We start from the raw sequence: 22,384 nt of genomic DNA, 5'->3' as shown, positions 1-22,384 counted from the left end.
ACTTATTAGGAAGATAAACGCATCCCTCCCTGGTTGTCTCTACTGTAACCGGGGAGTGTCGAATCAAATCTCCCTCACCCCTTACCCTCCCATCATCCGGGAAGCGTAGTCTTCCAGTTCGATCACCTTCCCCTGGTGGAGGCGGGATTCTTCGGCAGCGAAGGCCATCAGGTGGCTTTGCACGGAGGCCTTGGCGGAGGTGAGGCTTTCCTGGCCATCGGGGTGCCGTACTTGTTGCAGGAAGTGGCGAATGACGGCGTAATCGCCGCCGCCGTGGCTGTCTCCGGGGGCATGGACCCGGATTTCGCTCATGTTCCGGGTGAGGAAATCGTAGAGGGTGAACCGGTTGTGGATCAGGTTGCCCCGGATCTCCCCCTTGGTGCCCATGATCTGTACGATCCGCGTGATATCTTGGGTAAAGCCGCACATGCTGAAGGTCGCTGTGGCTCCGTTGGCAAACTCCATGTTGACCACCTGATGGTCGACCACATTGTTGTCGCTTCTGTAGACACAGCGTCCGTAGGGGCCGGAGCGAAGGGCTTCCAGGATACCCTCCTCGGTGTCAGTTTCGGTAATTTTCCGGGCCCAGTCCCGCCCCTCTCCCAAGTAAAAACGGGGCGCGTAATAGGGACAATGGGGTTCCGCCGGACACCCGTCGAGACAGCGATGGGGAGCTTCTTTTGGCGCGTTTTTCTCGGTGAAATGGGTCAGGGAACCGAAGGAGCTGACCCGTTCGCAGGGAGCCCCGACCAGCCAGGCCAACAGGTCCAAATCGTGACAGGATTTAGCCAGGATCATCGGGCTGGAGCGGTCACTCCGCCGCCAGTTTCCCCGCACGAAGCTGTGGGCCATGTGCTGATAGCCGACGTTTTCGTTTAGTTGAATCGACACCACATCCCCGATCTTCCCCTGGTCAATCACCCCTTTGATCGCTGACCAGAAGGGGGTGTACCGCAGGACGTGGCAGATGGTGAGCAATCGCCCCGTCTCGGCGGCTTTTCGCTCCATGCGGATGCATTCTTCCGGATCAGGGGACATCGGCTTCTCCAGCAGCACATGGTACCCCTTTTCCAACGCTTTCATCGCCGGGGCGTAGTGCAGGCGGTCCTGGGTGGTGATGATGGCCACATCCGCCATTCGTGGCTTTTGCAATAGATCTTCCCACCGGCTGTAGCTAGCCTTCTCCTCTAAACGGTACATCTGGGCAAATTGCTGCCGTCGTTTCCCGTTCACCTCCGCCACTCCGACGATTTTCAACTCATGGGGAAACTGAAGCGAATAGGGGGCGTAAGCGCGGGTCCCCCGGTCGCCCGCCCCCAACACGATCGCTGTCACCTGTTTCACTGTATCCCTCCTTTAAACCTCACCGATTACTCTTTGACCGCCCCGCTCATAAATCCTTGGATAAAAAAGCGCTGCACGAAACTGAACAAGATCGCCACCGGCAAGGTGGTGATCACGCTGGCCGCCATCATCTCATGCCAGTAGACCACATTTTGGCCGACAAAATCGGTCAGGGCGAGGCTGGCCGGCCGCAGCTGGGAGTCGGAGATGAAGATCAAGGGAATCAACAGCTCATTCCAGGCGAAGATGAAGGAATAGATGGCGGCCATCGCCACCCCTGGAGCCGACAGGGGGAGGATGATCCGCAAGATCCCCGTCACCCGGGAACACCCGTCCACATAAGCGGCCTGTTCCAGAGCGAGGGGCACATTGCGCAAATAGCCCTGCAGCAGCCAGACCGCCATCGGAGCGGTCAAGGCGCAGTTGGTGATGATGATCCCGGTAAAGGTGTTGAGCAGTTGCAGGGACTGAACAATCTGGTACAGCCCCACGATCAGGATGACGGGGGAAAACATCTGGGTCATCAACATCAGAAACAGAAGCGACCGCCGCCCGACAAAGGAGAATCGGGTCAAGGCATAGGCGGCGGGAAAGGCCAACACCACCGTGATCAACGCTGTCGTCGTCGCAATAAACAAGCTGTTGAAAAAGGGGGCGGAAAACTGGTAGGGCCCGAACCACACCTGAATGTAATTGGCCCATTGGGGTGGGTCCGGAATCCAGGTTGGAGGCCAAGAAAAGATGCCAGCAAAGGTTTTCAGGGAAGTGGAAACCATCACCGCCACCGGAAACAACAGTACGGCGAATATGCTGAGCAGCAGAATATGAACCCATAGATGCTTTCCGCGTTTGTTCACGGCAAACCCCCTCCCATCATAGTTCCTCCCGCCGCATCAAGGCTCGGTAGTAGACGAGAGTGAACAACATCAGGATAACGAAGATGACGATGGCGATGGTGGAGCCCATGCCGATGTCAAAGGCGCCGAAGGAACGCTGATAAGCTTCCACCACCAGGGTTGTGGTGGCGTTGACCGGCCCCCCCTTGGTCAACGGCCAGATCACCCCGAAGGAGTTGAAGGTCCAGATCGCTGATAAGGTGGTGGCCACCAGGATGACCGGCTTCATCAGGGGCAGAATGATCAGCCGCAGCCGCTGGAAGGAGGAGGCGCCGTCGATGTCAGCCGACTCCAGCACCTCTCGGGGGATCGATTGCAATCCGGCCAGAAAGAGCATGGCCATAAAGGGGATCCCCAACCACATATCGGTGACGGCGGTGGCCACAAAGGCGGATAACTTGTGTCCCAACCACACATAGTGGTCGGACAGCATGTGCAGTTCCGTCAACACCCAGTTCAGCATCCCGAATTCCCCGTCGTATACCCATCGCCAGGCGATTGCCGCCACCACCATCGGCGTCACCCAGGGTATCAGGAGCAGGGCCATATAAAACCGCTTCCAAGCGATCTCCTTCGCCAACAGCCAGGCCAGTAAAAAGCCGATCAAGCTCTTCCCCGCCACGGACAGCCCCGTCCACAGAGCAGTTCGGGTGAACGTCGCCCAAAACTCTGCCGATTGGAACAGGGTGACATAGTTTTGCAAGCCGACGAAGGTGACGCCCAGGTCGGGACGGGTCAGGATGTTTTGGGTGAAGGAAAAATAGAGGACCCGTGCGATCGGGTAGGCCACCATCACCGACATAAACAGCAACACCGGAAGCAGATAAAAAAACGGGGACTTTTCTGGGGATAGGGTGAAGCGTCGCAACGGTTTCAACATCGTCCCCTCCTTATGAAGCCATGTAAGAGCGCCGCTCCCCGAAATTATTTCGGCTCCAGCTGTTGTTTTTTGATTTGGGCGGCAGCATCATCCAGCACTTTTTCCGCCTTCTCCCCGTTCAGCGCCCGCTGGACTGCCTGGGTGACGATTTCCTCAAAGGGCTCCCACGCCTTCGGCGCCGGTTGCGGCTTTCCGTAATCGATCATCTTGACAAACTCCCGGACATAGGGGTCATTTTGGAAGAAGGGATCTTCCGCCTCTTTGGTTTGCAGTGGAATCGTATTCCGTTCGATATCGTACTGGGTCTGCTCTTTCGGAGAGGTAATGTACTGGATAAAAGTCCAAGCCGCCTCCGGGTGCTCCGTCTGGGCAGAGATCATTAAGGAGTCGGAGACCAGAGTGTTAGCCATCTTCCCCCCCTTGGGAAGGGGAGCCGCTTTGTAGGGAGTCTTCTCGTTGTCGGGTGCCCGAGCCATCATCTGCCTCGCCCAGGGACCGCAGACAAACATGGCGATCTTCCCTTCTTTGAATAGAATCGGAAGCTGCTCCCGGTTGTACTCCAAAGGATTAGGCACCACCTGATGCTTCCGGTACAGATCGGCGTAAAACTGAAGGGCCTCCGCCGCCTCCGGTGAGTTCAGCTTCACATTTCCCTTCTCATCAAACACTTGGCCGCCGTTTTGGAAGAGATAGTTGAAATATTGCGTCGTGGTGGAGACGTGTTTCGCACCGGCGACACCAAACCCGTAAATCCCCTCATGCTCCTGTTGCACCTTTTTCGCTACCTGCACCAGCTCTTCCCAGGTCTGAGGCGGCTCCTCGATCAGGTCGGTGCGGTAGATGAGCGTACGGGAGGAGAATCCCCGAGGGATGCCGTACGCTTTCCCCTGATAGCGAGCCGCCTTCTGCAAAGGCTTCGGATAGAGAGCGAGTCGCTTCTCTCCCTCAGCGTTTAAAGGTTGAATCGCCTGCATAGCGGCAAAGGAGGCGATCCAACGGGATCCCCCGTAAATCACATCCGGCGCTTCCCCAGCGTTAAACCCGGAGACCAGCTTCTGATAAGACTGATCCCAGCCTACCGACTGCACCTTGACATCGATGTCCGGATGCTTCTGTTCAAACTCCTGCACCAACTCGTCAATCATTTCCCTCATTTCCGGCTGCTCCAAGCCTGGATGAAAATACGTAATCTGCGCCGGCCCATCACCACTTTCACCTTGGGGCATACACCCGGCAAGAACCAACACCAAGACGATGGACAACATCAAGCCTCTTCTCTTCATCAAACCACACCCCCTTGCTTATCCCATTTTTATTCCTCCCACTGGGGCCTGTATGCCGGGCCGAACAAAAAGATCACCCCCGACTTTGTATGGAGTCGGGGGTGAATTTTTTTGAAAACAGCGCATCGGCGATCGGGCGTTCACCGGTAGCATCGAAAACAGGAGAAGGAGTGCGAGACTTTTTACAAGGGGTTCCACCTTGTCACTTGCCACCTCAATCCAAGGTAACCGGAGGCGCTAAAAATCGCACCTCCAGCATGGTCTCCATACTTTCTCCATCAGGATAGAGGAGAAAGGCGAAAAGGGAATTTGATTTTTAGAATGTCTGACGATTGAAGAAGCACATAGAAATGCAGTCATCTCACAACATATCCGATGGATATGAACTTCCTGTTAACCATGTGGAAGTAATCCCCCCAACCAGGTGAGGATCACCGAATTCAGCCTCGCCCCCTTTCATATATATCAGGGAGATTGGAAAGGGGGCGGTTTTATTGAACACGGGAAATCCGTCGGATCACGAGCATCGGTTCCAACTCTTTTTTCATCACGGAGGAGAGTATTGGATCCACCAGATGCACACCCATCAATACCGAGGCGTCACCTCCTTCGATGTCGGCCATCGGCACCAACTGGCGGGGGTGACCGGTCCGGCTCCCCACACTCCGGACCATGTCCACCCATACCAGGGAACCACCACCTTTGACGACGGCCATGTCCATACCTTCTCCGGGGTGACTGGCCCCCCGATCCCTTTGCCTGACGGGAGACACTACCACCAGATCTGGGGGCAGACCACCTCAGGGGGAGCCATCCCCCACACCCACACCTATGAAGGAGTGGCGGAGTAAAGACCCATTCCCGAAAAGGTCGTCTTAAGCGGCAGCGGATGATCGCATGAACGGGGCTGCAGCCAAGTCTTAAAGCCAAGTGGGCCTAAATCAACAACCGCGTCACGCTCCCACCGGAAGCTGACGCGGTTGTCATTAGAACAGACGGATGAGATAGCCTAAAATGATACCGACCACGCTGAAATCGGTATCGCCGAAGGTCGTGTTCTCAAATCCGAGATCACCGAGGATCGGGAGCAAAAATGCCGGCAGAAAGCTGATCAATAACCCGTTGGTCAAGGCACCAAAAAAGGCTCCTCTTCTTCCGCCCGCGGCGTTTCCGAAGACACCAGCTGTCGCCCCGGTAAAGAAATGGGGAACCAAACCGGGGATAATGATCGGCAACGATGCGAGGGACAAGATCACCAACCCGATCAGTCCCCCGAGGAAACTTGCCAGAAAACCGAGAATCACAGCGGTAGGGGCGAAGTTAAACATCACCGGGCAGTCCAAAGCAGGTTTTGCCTCGGGGACCAGCTTCTCGGCAATGCCTTGGAAAGCGGGTACGATCTCCGCCAGCATCATCCGCACCCCAGCAAGGATGACATACAGTCCGACGGCAAACAGCAAACCTTGCATCACTGCAAACATAATCCCATTCTGGTCCTTGGCTACCTCCGCCGTCACCGCGGGCCCTGCCGCCAAGGTGACCACCACATAAATCACGACCATGGTTAGTGCAGTGGAAACGGTGGTATCACGAAGGAAGCTTAAACCTTGGGGCAGCTTCAAATCCTCCGTTGATTTCTGTTTGTTCCCCAGCCATTTTCCGACCCATCCCGCAGACAGATAGCCGATGGTTCCGAAATGGCCGATGGCCAAGTTATCATCTCCTGTAATTTGACGAACAAAGGGCTGTGCCAATGCAGGAAGGGCGACCATCAGGAATCCCAGCAGAACTGACCCTGACAGAATAGCCCAAACCCCTTCGATATTTGCGGCCATCATGACGGCAGAGAGCAGACAAGCCATGAAAAAGGTGTGATGTCCGGTCAAAAAGATATATTTGAAGGGGGTAAAACGGGCAAACAACAGATTAAAAACAAATCCCAAGCTCATGATGATGGCTGTCTGTTGTCCGAGGGTTTTGACAGCCACCCCTACGATCGCTTCATTGTTTGGGATCAACCCCTGCACGCCAAAGCCCTTTTGGATGATCGTCCCCAAAGGATTGAGCGATTCGGCCACCACATCGGCCCCGACTCCGAGCACGAGAAAGCCGATGATGGTTTTCAGCGTGCCGGTTAAGATCTCCCGGATCGGTTTTTTCAGCAAAACTAAACCGAGTAATGCCATTAAGCCGGCAATGATCGCCGGTTGGCTCAGTACGTCATGCACCAAAAAGTCAAGGATGCCTTTCATCAGCAGGGCCTCCTTTTACCCGATGAACTTATAACTGACCCACCACTTTTTCCTCGATCTCCTGTACACTGATGAAGTTGAGGATGGTCACCACTGGAGTCTGTAAGTCCTCCAGCTCTTGCGCCAACATGGCTGAGGTAACAACCAAATCCACGTCGGAAGCAGCTGCACGAGCCGATCCTAGATCACAATGGTCCACCTTAGCCTGAATACCCTTCTCTCCAAGCACTTTTTGAATATTGGACTTCAACATCAAACTGCTGCCCAATCCATTGCTGCAAACGACCAGGATTTTCTTCATGAACATCCATCCTCCTTCAAGGGATAAATTTTTGGATTACCTGAACCGCATCCTGTCTGGTTTCCGCTTCCCGAAGCTTCTTCAGGCTCTGTTCGTCGGAGAGGAGTTCCATCAGTTGAGACAAAGCCGTCAAGTGCATGTCGTTGTCCAAGGTGGCAAAGGTGATCACCACTTGGACCGGATCATTTTGCGGATGGCCGAAGCAGACCGGCTCCTTTAGCGTCAATAAACTCATACACACGGCGTTGACCCCATCCTCCGGACGGGCATGCAGGAGCGCGATCCCTGGAGCGATCACCATATAGGCACCGTGTTCCTTCAAGTTCCGCTCGATCTGATCCACATAGCGAGCCTCGATCATTCCCCTTTTCAACAAAGGGGCTGCACCCTGGCGAAGAGCATCACACCAATCTCCGCAAGAACGGCGCAACATCATGGTCTCTTCTTTCAGCAATTGATCCAACATCGGGTCGTCACCCGTCCTTTCCTGGAAAAGATGGGAGGTGGGAGGTGGCTTTCGCTGCTGTTGCATGAGGGATTGTTGAATCGCCTTTTTCAGACCATCAGGGTCATGGATGGTCGCATATTCCTCCACTCTCTTTACCAGCTCGTCCACAGATAGGCCAAGCCCGGTTGAACCGAGCAGAAGTTCTTCACGTAAACGTTCCAGTTCCCAATGCCCCGGTACGGAAGAAAGGATAAAGACAGGGATGCCTGCAACCGATGCGTCTAAGGGCAGCGTGCTGACCGCAAAATCGGCCCCTGTTTGTTTGACAGCCCCTTCCACATCGATCACCGAATAGACCCCCACCCATGACACTTCGGGTATCTCCTTTTGCAGGTGGGATTGCAACATTTTTGCCGTCCCTACGCCTGATGCGCATACCAACAACCCCCGTTTCACCGTAACTGAATTCTTGTGAAGACGGGTGGCCGCCGCTCCTACATGCATAGCCATATAGCCGATTTCACCCGGCGGGATCGGAGCGCCGATCTCCTTTTCCAACTGGAAGGCGGCTTTCTGGCAGGCAGCGTATACCCGGGGGTAACGGGACCGGACTTGGGAAAGAACCGGATTGTCGATGGAAAGATGATACCGAATGCGGGCCATAGCCGGTTTCATATGGATCATCAAACCTTCCCGCAACTCCGGATCCCGGCTCAGGGGCAACTGCAGGGTCTCCGACACCACATGGATAACAGAATCGACATAATGCTCGAGTGGAGGCGAAGCTTTCATGTCCACTGACGTCCGCATCCGTTGGGCTCCCAACAGATGAAGGACGATATATCCGATTTCGTCTTCCGGAATAGACACGTCAAACTGGCGACCCAAGAGAGCGGTCAATCGTTTCGCTTCCTCAAACTCGGGTAAGCCCATGAGTTCAGACAATTCCACCTCTGGCATCACAATCTTGTTCCCTTGACGCAACCGGAGGACAGCCAGACCGATATGGACGACCAGGCTTTGATAAGCCAGATCAGATAATGCTTGGATGGTTGGACTGTCCCACTGAAAGAGAACGGATTCGACCTCTCGTATCATCTCCCTCGACAACCACTCTCGTATCGAACCCTCCGTGCGACCCACTTCTTCCCGATGCTTGCGTAAGTATGCCTTCACCTCGCCGTGGGTCCAGGATTCCGACATAAGAGCTGCCGCCGCTTGACGCCAGTGAAACTCATCGGTTTGCAGCCGAATGCCGAACCCCGGCACCCGAATCACGGAAACACCATGGTTGGCCAACCAAGCTTCCGCCTCATTCAAGTCTTTTAGCAATGTCCCCCGGGACACATCGATTTCCTGAGCCAGTTCATCCACCGTCAGTTTTTCAGGCCTTTGCAACAGAGAAATAATCAGGTGCCGCAACCGATCTTCTTTGGAGTAGGCCACCACCGCCGGCGGTCGAATCTCTCCCAATCCTTCCTCCGCTGACTGACGGGCGGAATCGACGCCGTTTACCCTAACGCCCCGGCGGGGTCGCCGTTCCAATTCCAACTCATGGGCCTGAAACCAGTCCTCCAACTGGTCCAGATCATAGCGAACCGTTCGCGGGCTGACATCAAAGCGAGCTGAAAGAGACCGAACCGTTTCATATTGCTTTCGACTCAGTAAATAACGCCCGAGGGACCGTTGCCTTGGGGTCAACGTCTGTTCCATCACCGCTCCCCCATTGCTGCAAAGATGAATGAACGAACCTTACTTTAAGATTATCACGCGGATTCGAAAGGAATCACGCGTAAAATGTTTCCGCTTTCAATGTGGCAATATTGTATGAATATATTCCCCCGCAACACGAAAAGCCGTCTAGCGGCGAGAAGGAAAGGTACACAGAGAGGAAGAAAGAGCGTCTGCGCGAACGAGATGCGACGACAAAGGGGAAAGATGCGGTAAATTGAAGTTAAAAAACCCGGGGGAACGGTCCGCAATACCCGAGACCCGGCAAAAAGTCAGTCTCTGCCTAACACCAAAATGTATTGCGATCACGCTTCCCTTTAGCTTTCTAACTTTTTACCACCCCCCCAGCAGGTCACCTCTAAAGGCCATCCTATTTTTTATTTCCGCCAAAAAGTCGAACAATCCGCCTTATCCAAAATATTATATTCGATCATTCTCTCAAGTAATGAGAAATCTATCGGGCGATCCCATGGGAGACGTAATAGCTGCTGGCTATGATGATATCCAGCCTGCACAATCTCATCAGAAAAATGAATAATCCCTGCCCTTTCAGGGGCAACAGCCAAATGATGTTTGGCTACACTAAAGCCGATAATAAATGTGCCATGATCGGTAAACATCGGCTGATTCCACTTCATTACTGGCATTAAATTTGGGAATTTCTCAGATACCCAACTCAAAACCTCTTCCGTTCGGGCCCGATGTTGCGGGTTATCAATACGCGCTAAGTATTCCGCAAAAATTTCCATGTTGACTCCTCCTTAAATAAAAATATGTCATTCAAAGAAATCCCTCATACCTATTCGTCGTTCAAACACACTTGCCTGTTCATAAGCGGTCAGCATCGCCTCTACATAACGGTCTTCCACATATCGGCCGTCATGCAACAGACGGCCCGCTAAACGAATTGCAGCAAAGGGGTCGGTGATCGACGCGGCTTACGCCCAGGAAACATCTCGACACAAAAGTGGAAAACGACTATATCAATGTGTGGATCTCGTGATTGACAACCATGTCCCCAAAGGGGACGCGCTCTTAAAACACCCACAAGTGACAGTCCCCTTCGGTTCGGCTTCAACGGTATTGGGATCGGCTATTTTACAGGGGATGTTTGCAGAAGCTGTTCAATTCCTTGCTGAGCAGGGGATCACTCCTCCCATCTTGTTAAGTGGAAATATGGAAGGAACGGACGAACACAACCATCGTTTGGTATCCCAATATCAACAAAGAATCCCGAATCTATGTTAAATCCAGCCTCTTACGCGAACCGATATACAAATCCCCTGAGACCGAGGATGGATTCCGAAATACCGGCTAATCAGCCGGTATTTCTTTGTTAAACGGTCACTGATCTGTGTTGTATCCAATGACTTGTATAAAAAACCCCGCTTTCTGGCGGGGAGTCTGTTTGCCGTGTTCGATATTAGAAACGGCCAGCTGTTTTAAGCAACAACGGATTGTCCCTGATGAGAAAGTCGAAATTGAAGGGGGCTTTGTTCCCTTCACATTCATTTGAAGAGCATTACCGGTAATATGGTGCGGGTAAGCAGGAGGTCTCTTTGCAGAACCGGCTCCTCCATCTCCTCTATCTTTGGTACAGCTGTCCTCAACGGGACAGCCGTTCTCTTAAACGCTCGAAAAATCTATTTCCATAACTTCCTTGTTACGAAAACAATTCCATGATCCGCCGATACGACTGTTGCTTCTCATGGAAGTCATAAATATTTGTAAGAATGAGCCAATCGTTACATTGATATCGCTCAGACAGGTGAAGCAGTTCATTTTTTACTTTTCCCGGTCCACCGATGATCATCCGCTTCCGGTTTTCCCGTATCTGTTCTATCTCCTTCACTCTCCAGATTTTCGCTTTTGCTTCTTCGATACTAGGGACCCGGCTATCAAGACCTTTTTCTACATTCAGCAGCCAAACATCCTGGCTAATGGCCAGCTCTTCCGCCTGTTCATCCGTTTCTCCACAGATAACGAAAATGGCAGAACGCGTATCTGGATGATCCAAATATCCGGGTCTAAAATGAGCTCGATATGTCTGATGGGCCTCTTTTCCTCGATTCGGTTTAATGAAATGACCGTATACATAGCCAATTCCCAGTTCCGCTGCAAGTTTAGCACTGTTTTCCCCCAAACCTAACGAGAATAAGTTCGGGGCGTCTTCCGTTCGTGGTGCGGCACGAACTTTACCCTCTTTACTTAGAAAAGTGATGAGGTCTCTCAATTTATCGGGGTAGTCAGCTAATTGATCCTGCTTGCCATCGGCCAACAACGATCGAATCGTTTCATTTCCTCCAGGTGAGCGCCCGACACCTGCTTCTATTCTTCCGGGAAAAAGGGCTTGTAATTGAGATAGCTGGGTAGCTATCTTATATGCACTATACTGTGGAAGCAGGATGCCACCACTGCCAACCTTCAATTTGACCGTCTTAGCTGCGACTGCCGCCATCATGATTTCAGGGGAACTTGATGCGAGTCCCTTCGTTGCATGATGTTCAGCAAACCAATAGCGTTCATACCCTAACTCTTCTACATATTGAGCCATCTCCATCGTTCGGGCAGCTGTCTCTTCTGCAGTCATACCTTTTGGTTGCGCCATTTGATCTAAAACACCTAACTTCATTATCCAATACTCCTTTTCCTCCAATCTCCCCAATTGTACTTTTCAACGAAACATATAAGCCCAAAAAAGTAATGATCCTTCCACATTAATGAAGCAGACATTTTATTTAAAGGAACACCCCTACCGTAGACTGAAATGGAGTGGAGAGCGCGGGCGGAGACAAGGTCGATACGGGATGGCATAATCGTTGCCCAATTCTCTCATTTCCGTTAATATTTTTTATATATCCTGAAAGATAGGAGGAGTTTGATGATTCGCTCGAAGGGATGGTTCATATGGATGACGGTACTCGTCACAGCCAGTATGTTGGTCACCCCCACCGTGCAAGCGGCGCCGGAGACTCCATATTACGGAAAGGATTATTCTCAGACAGAGCAGGTACAAGCACTTTATCCGGATCCGGACCAGCGGTTTGATACACCGGCTTTCACCTCCGGGAAACAGCGCTTCACCAGCCAGGAAGAAATGCTCGCGTACTTACATAAGCTGGATCGAAAAACTCCTTGGACGAAGTTGACCATCTTTGGCCATTCCCAAGACGGGCGGGCGCTACCCGCTCTCTTCTACCAAAAAGGAAGCGGCAAGGGAAAACCGACGGTATGGCTCCAAGGGCAAATTCACGGAAATGAACCCGCCGCTGGCGAAGCGGTGCTGGCAACGGCAAAAAGACTGGCAGGAGCGGAAGGGAAGAAGCTCTTAAACCACATCAACGTCGTCGTTGTCCCGCGGGTCAATCCCGACGGCTCCTATGCTTTTCAGCGCCACATGGCTGATGATCTGGACGGCAACCGGGACCATATGAAGTTCGACACCCCAGAAGTACAGGCGCTCCATTCCCTTTACAACCGCGTGCAACCGGAAGTGACGATCGATGCCCACGAGTATAACCCGGATCCAAAACTGCTCCGGGATGTGGGAAAAGAAGGAGCCCTCAAGTACCATGATTTGTTGATCCTCTCCGGAAAAAACCTGAACATCCCCGATGAGATTCGCACCTTCGCCGATGAGACGATGGTAGCCAACGCCAAGGAAACGCTGACCGAAAAAGGGTTCTCCAGCGGGGATTATTACACGGCCGCCAACAAGAACGGACAACTGGAGATCACCGAGGGAGGGCCCGATCCGCGCATCGGTCGCAACAACTTGGCGCTCAAACCGAGCCTCTCCTTTCTCGTGGAAACTCGGGGAATCGGAATCGGACGGGAAAACTTCCTTCGCCGGGTCAGCGCCCAGGTGACCACCCATCAGAGCTTGCTGGAAAGCGCGGCCGCTCACGCTGACCAGATCGAAGAAATGGTCGGTGACGCCCGTCAATCCCTGGTTGATAAAGGGAGAACGGCTGGAGATGACGACGAACTGATCGTCAAAAGCGAGGCGAAGGAGATTCCCAACAGCACCTTGCCGGTAGTGGATATCGCCGAGGCGAAAATAAAACAGATTCCTGTTCGCTTTTTCAGCCACAGCGACGGGGAAGCGACCCTCACCCGGGAGCGACCCACCGCTTATTTCCTTGAGCCGGAACAGCAGGATGCCGTCGAGCGACTGAAAAACGCCGGTGTCAACGTGAAGCGGTTGAAAAAGGAGACCACCCTCCCGGTGGAAACCTACACCGTCACATCCAAAGAGACCGCCGACCAACCCTATGAGGGCCATCCGCAGCACGAGGTGACCACCGACATCATCGAGCAAACGATCACCCTCCCAAAAGGAAGTTGGATGATCCCCATGGACCAACCGACCGCCAACTTGGCCGCGCTCGCGATGGAGCCGGAATCGACCGACAGTTACGTCACCTTTGGCTTCATCCCGTCGAAAGAAGGGGAGACCTTGCCGATTTATCGATATATGGAAGAACGCGACTGGTAAGCGACGATGCTATTTTAACCCCCTACCGTTTGATTCGGTGGGGGGTTATATTGAATTCACCCGATCCGTATCAATCGGACCCGTGTGTAAGCGCATTTATTGGCGGTACGAACGAATCCACGCCTAGGACTCCGTCAGGTACTGATCCGCATGACAATAAAGACGAGCTCTACCGGGACTCGTCCTTTTTTTCCGCTTCCCGATCACAATCGAAACACCGCAGCCGTCCCTCCTTCAACACCACCCCGTTCAAAAAGCCCGCCAGACAAAACACCGTGTTTCCGCAGTCGATACAGACCCCTACTTTTTCTTTCAATTCCTCTCCCCCTCTTCCCCTCTTTTTCGGCTTATGCTCCGCTTCCTTCCATGTAACAAAAAAGACCGCCAGAGCGGTCTTTTCCTATGAGGCGGAAACTTGTTTCTTCGCCTTCGGCTCAAAGATATCACAGCCCCAGAAGGTGAGCGCAAAACCGTACCATCGGGTGTACAGGTATTGGGGCACATCTTCCCAATCATCGGTGTCGCCGTACGCGACGTCGGGAAACCCGTCCTCATCGACAGAGACGATGACCGGACGGCCTTCCAGTTGATCCCGCACTTCTCCGCCGGCGGCTACGATGGTGTCGATGGGATAAAACCTCTTCACCTCGTCGGTGATAATCCCGACGCCGCTAGTCATATCCGGGAGACGGTTGTCCCGCTTCACCATGGTTTTTCTGAACCCCGGCGGATAGATGCCAAAACGGCCGAACAGGTTCATCACTGGCTGCAGCACCCATTTTTGAAAGGGAGTCTGTTTCGACAAGGCCAGCTCCAGGTCAGGCCAACGCTTCAGAGCTTGTTCCGCGGTCATCTGCCCCAACAGGAGCGACTCCATCTTCTTTCCCTTCAGCGGACCGTGGATACATTCCCCGGTAATGTGGTTCCAGTAGGAGCCGGTCTCCCGATCCTGGAGGACGGCGATTCCATTATGTACCCCGATACAGAAAAAATGAAGCTCTACAGTGTTAATGACGGGAACCATACTGGTTCCACTGTGGCAGATCGCTCAGTAGTTGACGATGTAAGGCTCCCCGGCCAACTTTCCCTGAGCCACATGGTGATAGGTCATCTGGTACATCCAGAACGCCAGGCGTTCCCCGCCGCGCCCCACCACCAACACCGTGTCATCCTTTTTGATTTCCCGACGACCCACCGCATTTTTTAGCGGTTCGGTACTCTCCACGGGAAAGGGTTGAAAGGATTGTTTTGAAAACCGGTTAAAGTCCAATTCCAATTCTTCTTCCCTCCCCTCTACGATTATATAATAATCGAATCATAATCTTAATTTAGCATAGAAAATAAACCCTTTTCACCAAAAACCGCAAAAACCTCTCCGCCTCATGCCCATTATCTGGATCCACGCCACTCCCGGTCCAACAAGCTCATCACACACAACCTCCAGTAGGTGTCTCCCCTTTTCCAGGCTTCCCTGAGCGTTCCTTCTTGCCGGAATCCGCCCCGTTCATAAGCACCAATGACAGAATGATTGAAGTCGAACACATACAGGTCGAGGAGGTGAAGATGAAGAGGGTCAAAGGTATAACGAACTGCCTCACGAAACCATCGCCGTTCCCAACCCTTCACTTCTGCGGGAAGGACCCGGGACAAGGTGGTGGAGCCATTGTTCCAATCGATCCGGTTCCACTCGATATGGACCATCATCTCCCCGGTGTCGGTATCGATAGCCTTAAAATTAATCCGCTCCGGCTCTTCCCCACCGTTCCCCTGAAGATGACGTGCCAGTTGTTCTTCATCGAGAGGAAGGGGTCCCGCACACTGCATTAAACATTCCGGCGAATCCGTCTAACGGATCAAATGGATCAAAATCCTCAGGCATCAGAGGTGCAATTTCAGCATAGCAGGCTCTTTTCATGTTGATTCAGGTCTATCGCGATGGAAGAAGATCGTCTCTTTTTTGCGGGTTATTCCGGAATCGGGATTAAGGGCGGAGGAAATAGGGAAGGGACTTTCCAAAGCATCGAAAACAATCAAGATAAAAAGGAGTTTTCACCAATGAAAATGATCAAGCTACCCCGTCAGTTGCTCAATCCGACAGCACTGCCGGGGATGGGGCGCAGCATGGAACTATATCACCTTGAAGCCCCTCAGAGAGCAGCGATCAACGACGCCTTTTCCCGCAAGGAGCTCTACATCGAGTTTGAAGACGAGGACGGGACCGCCTATCCGGTGATCAATCTGTGGGCTGACCCCCACAATCCGTCGCGATTAACATTGTTTATCGAGTAGCAGGTAGAGGACCCCAACCCCCTTACCCGGCGATGCAGCCGCGGAGGGGGTTTTTTAAAAGAAAACTTCAGTTGAGCCACCAGATGTTGAGATTGAAAAAGGCGATCAGTGTGATCCAGGCCCAATACGGGAGAAACAGCAGAGCCGCTCGACGGCTCACTTTGACTGCGGCGATAATAAACGCCCCGATAAAAAACCACAGGAGTAAACTTTCCAAGAGAGCGGTACCTGGCAGGTGAAAGGCAAAAAACAGCAGAAACCAGATCAGATGAAGCAAAAGCTGTACTCCCCAAAACAGAAGGGCGATCCTCCGTTCGGTCACATCTCTTCCCCGCCAGACGAGCCAACCGGAGACCCCGATCAGGATATAGAGTAAGGACCACGCCGGACCAAATATCCACGCTGGCGGGGAGAAGCGCGGCTTTTGCAACCCGTCATACCAAGATCCCGGTCCGGTTTCTGCCATCAATCCTCCCCATCCCGCCAAGACAAAACACAGGGCAAAAAAGATGGTCAATGAGAGCCACTTCGGCTTCATGCCCCCACCCCCCTTCTTCTATTCAGCATCTACTCCGCTTTCAACTGATGGCGGAGCGCTGCTTCCAAATCAGGCCACCGAAACCGGTACCCCGCATCGGTTAGCCGCTGTGGAACCACTGGACAGCCTTTTAGCAACAAGGACTCTGCCATCTCTCCCAGAGCCAGACGGGCCACGGGAGCGGGAAGGGCGAAGAGGGTGGGACGTCGGAGCACACGACCCAGAGCGCGGGTGAACTCCCTATTGGTTACACAATGGGGAGCCACCATATTGATCGGCCCGGATAAGTGTTCCTCCTTCAGAATAAAATCTACTGCGGAAGGGATCTCATCGAGAGCGATCCAACTCATCATCTGATCGCCCCTTCCGAGTCGGCCGCCTATGCCCAACCGAAATACCGGTAACATCGCGGCCAACGCTCCTCCTTCCCGGCTCAACACCATGCCAAAACGAAGCTGAACCACCCGGATACCGGCCTCCTGTGCCGGAAGCGTCGATTGCTCCCACTCCCGGCTCACCTGTGCGAGAAAACCCTCTCCCGCCGAATCAGCCTCCGTCACCGTTTGCCCAGAGGCCTTGTTCCCGTAATATCCGACGGCAGAGGCGGACAACAGCGTCTGCGGGGGATGCTTCAACCCCGCGAGGGCTTCACAGAGCAGCCGGGTCCCCTCCCTCCGACTATAGAGAATCCGCTGCTTCCTCCTGTTTGTCCAGCGGCCGGCAGCAATATTTTCTCCCGCCAGATGAATGATGACATCATGCCCCTCCAGGCGGTCACGATCGATCCAACCGCAATCGGGCTGCCAGCGGAGGACACGCGTGTTCACCCCTTCCGGAGTGGGTCCGCGGACAATCCGGGTCACCTTGCAACCGGATTGGGTCAGATGGCGTACCAACCGGCTGCCGATCAGTCCTGTGGAACCTGTCATCGCAATTCGCATGCTGATCCTCCTCCCGACGGTATCACCGTCACTCCGATGCGAAAAGCGGAATGCTGCGAAAAAGCGGAATGCTGCGATTCGAGGAATTACACCCAAACCTTCATCCGATCATGCAGATTGCCGGTGTTCAACTCCAGCTGGGTATGATCGGGGTCGAGAAAGTTGATCACCCGGCCGCCACCCCGCGCCTCCGGTCCCCGAATAACGGAAACGCGGTGATTTCTGAGTATCTCCACCGCCTCGTCAAAGTCCTCCTCCTCGATGGAAAAAGCCACATGATCCACTCCCAGAGTCGCTTCTCCGTCTTCACCTTCCCGCTCAACCAAACAGACCCAGGCATTTCCCCATTCCAGATAAGCATCGATCCGTCCTCGGTGGACCAATTCCATGCCTAAAACATCCCGGTAAAAGTCGAGGGACGTTTCCAGATCAGATACACGGATGGTCACATGATTAAAACCAGTCACCTTCATCAGACTTCCCCCTGGGATTTCTCCGCCAACCCTTCCGACCATGTCTGTAAATCCAGTTCCGCCAAAGAATCGAGACGCAAATCGATCTCTCCGAAGGAAAAATGCTGGGTGACGGAATTGGGCACGACAATACATTTCAACCCCGCCCGCTTGGCAGCGACGGCGCCGTTCGGCGAATCCTCCAGCGCCACCGCTTCCGCCGGGTCCACACCCAGGCATTCTGCGGCCTGCAGATACAAGGCTGGATCCGGCTTCGTCCGCTTCACATCCTCCCGGGTGCGAATACATGTGAAATACTCTCGGAGATGAAAACGGTTCAGGTATTCTTCCACCCATTGGCGATCAGAACTGGAGGCCAAGCCGATCCCCCACCCCAACTGGCGGGCCTGCTCCAACACCTCCACCACGCCGGGAAGCACCTCCTCCTCCTCGATATAGGCGAGATGGCGCTGTTTGCGCTTTCGGTGCAGATCTTCCCGGTTTAACTTTTGTCCGACACAGCTTTCCAAATAGGCATAGGGATCAAAATCGCTGTCGGAACTGCCGACTACCCGGGCCCAGGATTCTACCGGCAATTCCGCGCCGTATGATCGATACATCTCCACAAACGTGCGAAATTCCGCCGATTCCGTATCCAAAATCAATCCGTCAAAATCAAAAATCACCGCTCGGATCATCCGATTCCTCCACCCTTTCTTTCCGACGGCTCCTCCGACTAGTGCCTCTTCAGATAACCTTGTGCCACTTAGTCACGCTATCTGGGGGAGATCGTGCCACGTTCTGTTGCACCCATAGGGCACAAGTCTCTCAGGTCACTCCGTTTCCGGTCTCGCTATGCCAACCGGCATAGATGGGAGGATGGTCCGCTCCGAATTCATCCTGCTTCGGGCGCCCTTTGGTAAGTGAATTCGAAGATGAGAGTTGCCTCTAAACGCCCTTGCATACTGATTCTCCGCTGGGCCGGGTAGCAACCCATGTTTCAGGGCGTAAGCCCGCCCTGTTTGTAGTGCCTGTGGTGCATCCTATATTCACCGGGCGTAAGCCCACTCTGTTTGTAGTGCCTGTGGTGCATCCTATATTCACCGGGCGTAAGCCCACTCTGTTTGTAGTGCCTGTGGTGCAAAAGGTCTCTTCGGGGGTACACGACCGTCTCCCTTTCAATATAAGATAAACATTTCCGGAAGAGACACCCGAGGCCGACGGGTCCCTTATCCCCAGTATATCCTACTCTCCCCATCGGAGGAAAAGAAACCGCAGCTCATCTTCCTATGCGGATTTGCTGACGACCCTCCGCTACAGAGCAGCCAGTACGGTCCACCAACCGGTAAGGCACCGTCACTTCAAAGGAGGTGCGAAAGGGAGTCGGTTCGATCCGCAGCTTATCCGGCGCCTCCCACACCGGTCGCAAGTGACGATCACCGTAACGGAATCCTTCCCGGTACCAGGGATGGTGGTTCACTCCTGGCTCGTTGAGGCAAATGAAGAGGGACAGATCATCACACAGCTTTAATAAACGGAGATCCTCTTCCAAACGGCTCCGTTTCTCCCGGTCCATCTCGTCCATCAGCCGACGTTGCCGCTCCTGTTCATCTTTTATAAATCGGAGGGATTCCGCATCCCTTCGGCCGCTGAAAAAGGAGACGTAATGCATGCTGCAGAGACAAGCGGCAAAGGCGTCCATCGCTTCCACCTCATCGACCCCCGCGGTATAAGCGGGGATCTTTTCTTTGATCGGAAAGTCCACAAAGGAATAAGGCTGACCCGTCTCCGGATTCCACTTCACCTCGTCGTCCAATCTTTCCCACCCCACATCGTGATAACGGATCCCGATTCGGGTCGAGGGAGGCGGCATCACTTTCCAATGATCGGCAAAATCGCCGGAGATCCAGGCATGATCGTGCTGACGGATCAAAACATACCGATCTTGCTGTTCCCTGACAATCATCATTCAGGCCACTCCTTCTTCTAACAGATACCCTGGGGTGGATCTAATAGATACTGTTTTACACTGAAAAGAAAAAACCCTTTAAGATTGGCCTTCCGTTTCATGATTAAAATTGTCCTGGACAAACAAAAAACGCTCGATCTCACATACATTTTTGATGTAAGCCTAAACAGGTGAAAGGGAGGAGAGCCAGGTTGTCCGATCAACGAAAAAACGAGCGGGAGAAAAACCAGCCGGAAGCCGAAACCTTGGGCCGGGAACAGGAAAACCAGGGGGAATTCAGACCATCTTATCCCTACGGATACGACTGGAACCAGCCGACTGTCAACCAATACGGCTACAGTCCAGAGGGAGGTGACCCGCAACAGACATATTACGGGGGGTGGGGGTGGGACCCCTATGCTTTTACTTACACTTACACCCATCCCCCCTATGCCCAGACATCATTCTATCCAGGAGACGGCGGCGGAATGGACACCAGTCAGTTCCGCTACTACTACCCACCCACTTATCCGCCCTATTATCCACCCAGCTATCCACCCTACTTTCCGCCGAGCTACCCCCCGTCCTATCCACCCTACTACCGTCAGCCTCACTATCCGCCCTACCGACCGCCCTATCAACCGCCCTACCGACCGCCTTACCGCCCCGACCGTGATCGCGACCACGATCGCGACCGCGATCGTGACCGACGGTGACATTATGGGATGAACACCTCCGGTCTCTCCGGAGGTTTTTGTCTGGACGGAAAACCCGCCTCATTCCCATTCGGGATCAGGCGGGTTTCATTACAGGGGCCGTTTTACGTCGGTTCTTTCGGGAGAAGCCATATCAGCAAGATATAGACCAACCCGACGGGGAAAAAGCCGGTAAAGATCAACAGCAGGAGCGTTCCCAAACGAACCCACAAAGGGCCAATCCCCAACGTCCGGGCAAGCCCCGCACACACGCCGGCAAGTTTTTTATCGGAACGACTGCGATAGATTTTTTTCACAGTTCTCCCCCTTTATGATCGTGGCATCATGGCCTCTACATAATATTTATCCGTCCTCTCCTCCTTTTAACCCCCATTTCGAATGTTGTGCCCTTTCCATAGTATTCCCAATAGATAAATTTGCCTCAACTCTTTTCACCTGCTAGCATGGGCTTGATACGATGCGGTCACTGTAATCTATATACTGATCCGGATGGGAGGGCACTCCGTTGAAAGTATTCAATATCGCTTCGATACCAGGAGATGGAATCGGCAAAGAAGTGGTCCCAGCTGCTAAACATGTGCTGGAAGTGTTGGCCGAGATCCACGGTGGTCTGAGATTTGAGTTTACCGACTTCCCGTGGGACTGCCACTATTATTTAGAAAATGGATCAATGATGCCGGAAGACGGCCTCGAAACACTGAAACCCTATGATGCGATTTTTCTGGGAGCAGTGGGCAATAAAAAATTGGTTCCCGATCATATTTCCCTGTGGGGATTGTTGATCAAGATTCGGCGTGAATTTGAACAGGTGATTAACCTCCGGCCGGCCAAGATGTTTCATGGTGTGAAGTCCCCCCTGGCCAACCCAAAAGATTTCGACTTGATCGTCGTTAGGGAAAACAGCGAGGGAGAGTACAGCTCCATCGGGGGCAGAATCTATCAAGGGGAAGATGAAATTGCCATCCAAAATGGTGTCTTTTCCCGAAAGGGAACGGAGCGGGCGATACGTTTTGCCTTTGAGTTGGCGAAAAAGCGGAATCGGCATGTGACCAGTGCCACCAAATCCAACGGTATTTATCATTCGATGCCTTTTTGGGACGAAGTTTTTGAAGATGTAGCAAAGGATTACCCGAATGTGAAAACCGAATCGCAACACATCGACGCTCTGGCCGCTTTTTTCGTTACCCGCCCGGAGCAATTTGATGTGATTGTCGGTAGCAACTTGTTTGGCGATATTTTAACAGATATTGGGGCAGCGATTATGGGGAGCGTCGGTATTGCTCCGGCAGCCAACATCAATGTGAATGGGAAGTATCCCTCCATGTTTGAACCAGTGCATGGTTCTGCCCCGGACATTGTCGGTCAGGGGATCGCCAATCCGATCGGCCAAATTTGGACAGCCAAAATGATGTTGGATCATTTTGGCGAGGAAGAGCTGGGCGAGGTGTTGTTGGATGTTGTTGAAAGCGTATTGAAGGATGGTTTTTTAACACCGGATGTAGGCGGACAGTCAACGACAAAAGAGGTCACCGATGAGGTGATCGCAAGGCTACAAGCGAAACAGTGAAATATCGAGATCAGAGATGGAAGGATCCTTGCCCCACAAACTGGCAAAGGATCCTTTCTTTACACTTTTGATAGATAGGATCAGCTTGTCCGTTCCCATGCATTTTTTCTTAACATTGGATCTTTGCTGCCGATTGAAGACACGAGTCGAACGTGAGAAAGAAACCATCGATCACACCTGCAATAAATCGAAAGACTCCCTATCAAACATCCATCCCTCACCATCGAAATAGATTAACCGATTTCCCGCATACTGACTTGTCAGATTAATAGCAAATTATAATGGTTGTAAGTTAACATT

24 protein-coding genes and 1 pseudogene are annotated in these 22,384 nt (G+C 53.0%); 6 read left to right on the top strand and 19 right to left on the bottom strand.

Annotation, left to right across the window (positions count from 1 at the left end):
* Positions 1-81: 81 nt before the first annotated feature.
* From BLP91_RS14455 to BLP91_RS14440, 4 genes are read right to left on the bottom strand one after another with little or no spacing between them, the layout of a single operon-like run.
* Entirely contained in the window at positions 82-1,344 is a 1,263-nt protein-coding gene (locus BLP91_RS14455; protein WP_091572620.1) for a Gfo/Idh/MocA family protein, read from the bottom strand.
* Positions 1,345-1,370: 26 nt separating this feature from the next.
* The gene (locus tag BLP91_RS14450; protein WP_091572618.1) at positions 1,371-2,201 is read right to left on the bottom strand and encodes a carbohydrate ABC transporter permease; all 831 of its coding nucleotides are present in this window, start codon (positions 2,199-2,201) and stop codon (positions 1,371-1,373) included.
* 16 nt (positions 2,202-2,217) lie between these two features.
* Positions 2,218-3,117, bottom strand: a complete 900-nt coding sequence (locus BLP91_RS14445) for a carbohydrate ABC transporter permease (RefSeq protein WP_176758013.1) — start codon at positions 3,115-3,117, stop codon at positions 2,218-2,220.
* 47 nt (positions 3,118-3,164) lie between these two features.
* Positions 3,165-4,403: an ABC transporter substrate-binding protein gene (locus BLP91_RS14440; RefSeq protein WP_091572612.1), complete on the bottom strand. Its 1,239-nt coding sequence runs from the start codon at positions 4,401-4,403 to the stop codon at positions 3,165-3,167.
* A 494-nt stretch (positions 4,404-4,897) separates the two neighbouring features.
* Between BLP91_RS14440 and BLP91_RS14435 the strand changes: the two genes are divergently transcribed.
* Complete coding sequence (locus BLP91_RS14435; protein ID WP_245662287.1) at positions 4,898-5,254, top strand: YmaF family protein; 357 nt, start codon at positions 4,898-4,900, stop codon at positions 5,252-5,254.
* A gap of 135 nt (positions 5,255-5,389) precedes the next feature.
* Here the strand turns inward: BLP91_RS14435 and BLP91_RS14430 are convergent, their stop codons facing one another.
* The 4 genes from BLP91_RS14430 to BLP91_RS14415 all read right to left on the bottom strand — a co-directional run bounded on the left by BLP91_RS14430 (position 5,390) and on the right by BLP91_RS14415 (position 9,884).
* Positions 5,390-6,646, bottom strand: a complete 1,257-nt coding sequence (locus BLP91_RS14430) for a PTS ascorbate transporter subunit IIC (RefSeq protein WP_091572653.1) — start codon at positions 6,644-6,646, stop codon at positions 5,390-5,392.
* A 37-nt stretch (positions 6,647-6,683) separates the two neighbouring features.
* Positions 6,684-6,956: a PTS sugar transporter subunit IIB gene (locus tag BLP91_RS14425; protein ID WP_176758012.1), complete on the bottom strand. Its 273-nt coding sequence runs from the start codon at positions 6,954-6,956 to the stop codon at positions 6,684-6,686.
* Positions 6,957-6,972: 16 nt separating this feature from the next.
* Positions 6,973-9,117, bottom strand: coding sequence for a BglG family transcription antiterminator (locus BLP91_RS14420; RefSeq protein WP_091572607.1), 2,145 nt, complete (start codon positions 9,115-9,117; stop codon positions 6,973-6,975).
* A 395-nt stretch (positions 9,118-9,512) separates the two neighbouring features.
* The gene (locus BLP91_RS14415) at positions 9,513-9,884 is read right to left on the bottom strand and encodes an iron chaperone (RefSeq protein ID WP_091572605.1); all 372 of its coding nucleotides are present in this window, start codon (positions 9,882-9,884) and stop codon (positions 9,513-9,515) included.
* Positions 9,885-10,083: 199 nt separating this feature from the next.
* On the opposite strand from BLP91_RS14415, the pseudogene BLP91_RS17580 reads away from it, so the two are divergent.
* Positions 10,084-10,383, top strand: a pseudogene (locus BLP91_RS17580) (phosphoheptose isomerase family protein); the annotation flags it as partial.
* A 415-nt stretch (positions 10,384-10,798) separates the two neighbouring features.
* Here the strand turns inward: BLP91_RS17580 and BLP91_RS14405 are convergent.
* On the bottom strand, positions 10,799-11,770 hold the full coding sequence (locus tag BLP91_RS14405; protein WP_425412236.1) for an LLM class flavin-dependent oxidoreductase: 972 nt from the start codon (positions 11,768-11,770) through the stop codon (positions 10,799-10,801).
* A gap of 246 nt (positions 11,771-12,016) precedes the next feature.
* Here BLP91_RS14405 and BLP91_RS14400 point away from each other — a divergent pair, with 246 nt between their 5' ends.
* Complete coding sequence (locus tag BLP91_RS14400) at positions 12,017-13,633, top strand: M14 family metallopeptidase (RefSeq protein ID WP_245662286.1); 1,617 nt, start codon at positions 12,017-12,019, stop codon at positions 13,631-13,633.
* A gap of 169 nt (positions 13,634-13,802) precedes the next feature.
* Here BLP91_RS14400 and BLP91_RS16835 read toward each other — a convergent pair whose 3' ends face one another.
* The 4 genes from BLP91_RS16835 to BLP91_RS14385 all read right to left on the bottom strand — a co-directional run bounded on the left by BLP91_RS16835 (position 13,803) and on the right by BLP91_RS14385 (position 15,457).
* Entirely contained in the window at positions 13,803-13,949 is a 147-nt protein-coding gene (locus BLP91_RS16835; protein WP_176758011.1) for a hypothetical protein, read from the bottom strand.
* Between the two features lie 84 nt (positions 13,950-14,033).
* A complete protein-coding gene (locus tag BLP91_RS14395; protein WP_342670312.1) occupies positions 14,034-14,678 on the bottom strand; it encodes a DUF3179 domain-containing (seleno)protein in 645 nt (214 codons plus the stop codon).
* A gap of 3 nt (positions 14,679-14,681) precedes the next feature.
* Positions 14,682-14,909: a DUF3179 domain-containing (seleno)protein gene (locus BLP91_RS14390; protein ID WP_091572594.1), complete on the bottom strand. Its 228-nt coding sequence runs from the start codon at positions 14,907-14,909 to the stop codon at positions 14,682-14,684.
* Positions 14,910-15,022: 113 nt separating this feature from the next.
* Positions 15,023-15,457, bottom strand: a complete 435-nt coding sequence (locus BLP91_RS14385; protein WP_091572591.1) for a GNAT family N-acetyltransferase — start codon at positions 15,455-15,457, stop codon at positions 15,023-15,025.
* Between the two features lie 231 nt (positions 15,458-15,688).
* On the opposite strand from BLP91_RS14385, the gene BLP91_RS14380 reads away from it, so the two are divergent.
* Positions 15,689-15,922: a hypothetical protein gene (locus BLP91_RS14380; RefSeq protein ID WP_143003566.1), complete on the top strand. Its 234-nt coding sequence runs from the start codon at positions 15,689-15,691 to the stop codon at positions 15,920-15,922.
* 67 nt (positions 15,923-15,989) lie between these two features.
* Here the strand turns inward: BLP91_RS14380 and BLP91_RS14375 are convergent, their stop codons facing one another.
* From BLP91_RS14375 to BLP91_RS14355, 5 genes are all read right to left on the bottom strand, one after another.
* Positions 15,990-16,460 carry a TspO/MBR family protein gene (locus tag BLP91_RS14375; RefSeq protein WP_091572586.1) on the bottom strand — a complete coding sequence of 157 codons (471 nt, stop codon included), beginning with the start codon at positions 16,458-16,460 and terminating at the stop codon, positions 15,990-15,992.
* A 29-nt stretch (positions 16,461-16,489) separates the two neighbouring features.
* Complete coding sequence (locus BLP91_RS14370; RefSeq protein WP_091572583.1) at positions 16,490-17,401, bottom strand: TIGR01777 family oxidoreductase; 912 nt, start codon at positions 17,399-17,401, stop codon at positions 16,490-16,492.
* Between the two features lie 86 nt (positions 17,402-17,487).
* Positions 17,488-17,874, bottom strand: a complete 387-nt coding sequence (locus BLP91_RS14365; protein ID WP_091572580.1) for a VOC family protein — start codon at positions 17,872-17,874, stop codon at positions 17,488-17,490.
* Complete coding sequence (locus BLP91_RS14360) at positions 17,874-18,551, bottom strand: HAD family hydrolase (protein WP_091572578.1); 678 nt, start codon at positions 18,549-18,551, stop codon at positions 17,874-17,876. The genes BLP91_RS14365 and BLP91_RS14360 overlap by 1 nt, the downstream gene beginning before the upstream one ends.
* Positions 18,552-19,132: 581 nt before the next feature.
* Complete coding sequence (locus BLP91_RS14355; protein ID WP_091572575.1) at positions 19,133-19,822, bottom strand: DUF3891 family protein; 690 nt, start codon at positions 19,820-19,822, stop codon at positions 19,133-19,135.
* Positions 19,823-20,013: 191 nt separating this feature from the next.
* Here BLP91_RS14355 and BLP91_RS14350 point away from each other — a divergent pair, with 191 nt between their 5' ends.
* Complete coding sequence (locus BLP91_RS14350) at positions 20,014-20,517, top strand: hypothetical protein (protein ID WP_091572571.1); 504 nt, start codon at positions 20,014-20,016, stop codon at positions 20,515-20,517.
* 104 nt (positions 20,518-20,621) lie between these two features.
* Here the strand turns inward: BLP91_RS14350 and BLP91_RS14345 are convergent, their stop codons facing one another.
* Positions 20,622-20,813 (bottom strand): PspC domain-containing protein, encoded by a 192-nt coding sequence (locus BLP91_RS14345; protein WP_091572568.1) that lies wholly within the window; start codon positions 20,811-20,813, stop codon positions 20,622-20,624.
* Positions 20,814-21,022: 209 nt separating this feature from the next.
* Here BLP91_RS14345 and BLP91_RS14340 point away from each other — a divergent pair, with 209 nt between their 5' ends.
* Positions 21,023-22,084 (top strand): tartrate dehydrogenase, encoded by a 1,062-nt coding sequence (locus BLP91_RS14340; protein ID WP_091572565.1) that lies wholly within the window; start codon positions 21,023-21,025, stop codon positions 22,082-22,084.
* Positions 22,085-22,384 lie beyond the last annotated feature (300 nt).

It is taken from the genome of Melghirimyces thermohalophilus, from assembly GCF_900102685.1.
In the GTDB taxonomy this organism is placed as follows: Bacteria; Bacillota; Bacilli; order Thermoactinomycetales; family DSM-45169; genus Melghirimyces; species Melghirimyces thermohalophilus.
Note: the sequence above shows the minus strand (reverse complement) of the source record. Positions and strands in the feature narration are given on the sequence as shown.